The 1,690-nt window shown below is 62.4% G+C and carries 1 protein-coding gene; it reads left to right on the top strand.

Annotated features, from left to right (window positions below):
* On the top strand, positions 1-1,690 hold a 1,690-nt coding region (locus tag NQL71_RS29620), incomplete at both ends, for a xanthine dehydrogenase family protein molybdopterin-binding subunit (protein ID WP_274643787.1).

Below are 1,690 nucleotides of genomic sequence, written 5' to 3'. Positions count from 1 at the left end.
AGCGCAGAAAAAGTTCGGTGCCGACGGCATGCCCAACGGCTGGGTCGACGACCCCAAAATCTACGTAAGCATTGCCACTGATGGCACGGTGACGGTGGTCTGTAACCGTTCGGAGATGGGCCAGGGCGTACGGACCAGCCTGACCATGGTGGTGGCCGACGAGCTGGAAGCCGATTGGGCGCGGGTCAAGGTGCAGCAGGCACCAGGCGATGAAGCGCGCTTCGGCAATCAGGACACCGACGGTTCGCGCAGCATGCGCCACTGGTACGAGCCAATGCGCCGCTGTGGTGCCGCCGCGCGGACCATGCTGGAGCAGGCCGCCGCCGACCAATGGAAAGTGCCGGTCGGCGAGTGTCATGCGCAGCTGCATAAAGTCATCCACAAGCCTTCCGGTCGCGAACTGGAGTATGGCGCCCTGGCTACCGCTGCTGGTGCCCTGGCCGTGCCGCCCCGGGACAGCTTGCGACTCAAGCAGCCTTCGCAGTTTCGCTATATCGGCAAGGAAGGCACAAAGGCCATCGACGGCGAAGACATCGTCAACGGTCGCGCGGTGTACGGTGCCGACGTGCATTTTGATGGCATGCTGTTCGCCACCATTGCCCGGCCGGCGGTGTACGGCGGCAAGGTCAAGCGCTTCGATGGCGGTGCGGCAATGAAAGTGCCGGGGGTGGTCAAGGTCATCCAGATCGAAAGCCGTCCCTTGCCCTCGGAATTTCAACCCCTGGGCGGCATCGCGGTGGTGGCCAGCAACACCTGGGCAGCGATCAAGGGGCGCGAGGCGCTGAAAATCGAATGGGACGACGGCCCCAACGCCAGTTACGACTCGATCGCCTACCGCAAAGAGCTGGAGGCCGCCTCGCTCAAGCCCGGCAAGGTGGTGCGCAATACCGGCAACATCGACGAGGCCATGAGCGGCGCCGACAGCACGCTGGAAGCCTCCTACTATTTGCCGCACCTGTCACAATCGCCAATGGAGCCGATGGTCGCTATCGCTCGCTACAAGAATGGTGTGTGTGAAGCCTGGGGACCCAGCCAGGCGCCACAGGTCACCCGCGAGCGAATCGGTGAGCGTCTGGGCGTGCCATTCGATAACGTCACGTTCAACGTGACGCTGCTGGGCGGTGGTTTCGGGCGCAAGTCCAAACCCGACTTCATCATCGAAGCGGCCATTTTGGCCAAGGAGTTCCCCGGCAAGGCGGTGCGGGTGCAATGGACTCGCGAAGACGATATCCACTGTTCGTATTTTCACACCGTGTCGGCCGAATACCTCAAGGCCAGCCTGAACAAGGATGGCCTGCCTTCCGGCTGGCTGCACCGCACGGTGGCACCGAGCATCACCGCGTTGTTTGCGCCGGGCATGAACCACGAGGCGGCCTTCGAGTTGGGCATGGGCTTCACCAACATGGCCTACGCGATTCCCAATATCCGCCTGGAAAACCCGGAGGCCACCGTGCACACGCGGGTGGGCTGGTATCGCTCGGTGTCGAACATCCCCCACGGTTTTGCGATCCAGAGCTTCATCGATGAACTGGCGCACAAGGCCGGGGAAGACCCGCTCAAGTACCAGGTCAGACTGCTCGGCCCGGACCGTCAGATCGATCCACGTACCTTGAGTGAAGAATGGAACTACGGTGAATCGCCCGAACGTTATCCCATCGACACCGCGCGCTTGCGAACGGTACTGGAAACT

Source organism: Pseudomonas serbica (assembly GCF_028823535.1).
Taxonomy (GTDB): Bacteria; Pseudomonadota; Gammaproteobacteria; order Pseudomonadales; family Pseudomonadaceae; genus Aquipseudomonas; species Aquipseudomonas serbica.
Note: the sequence above shows the minus strand (reverse complement) of the source record. Positions and strands in the feature narration are given on the sequence as shown.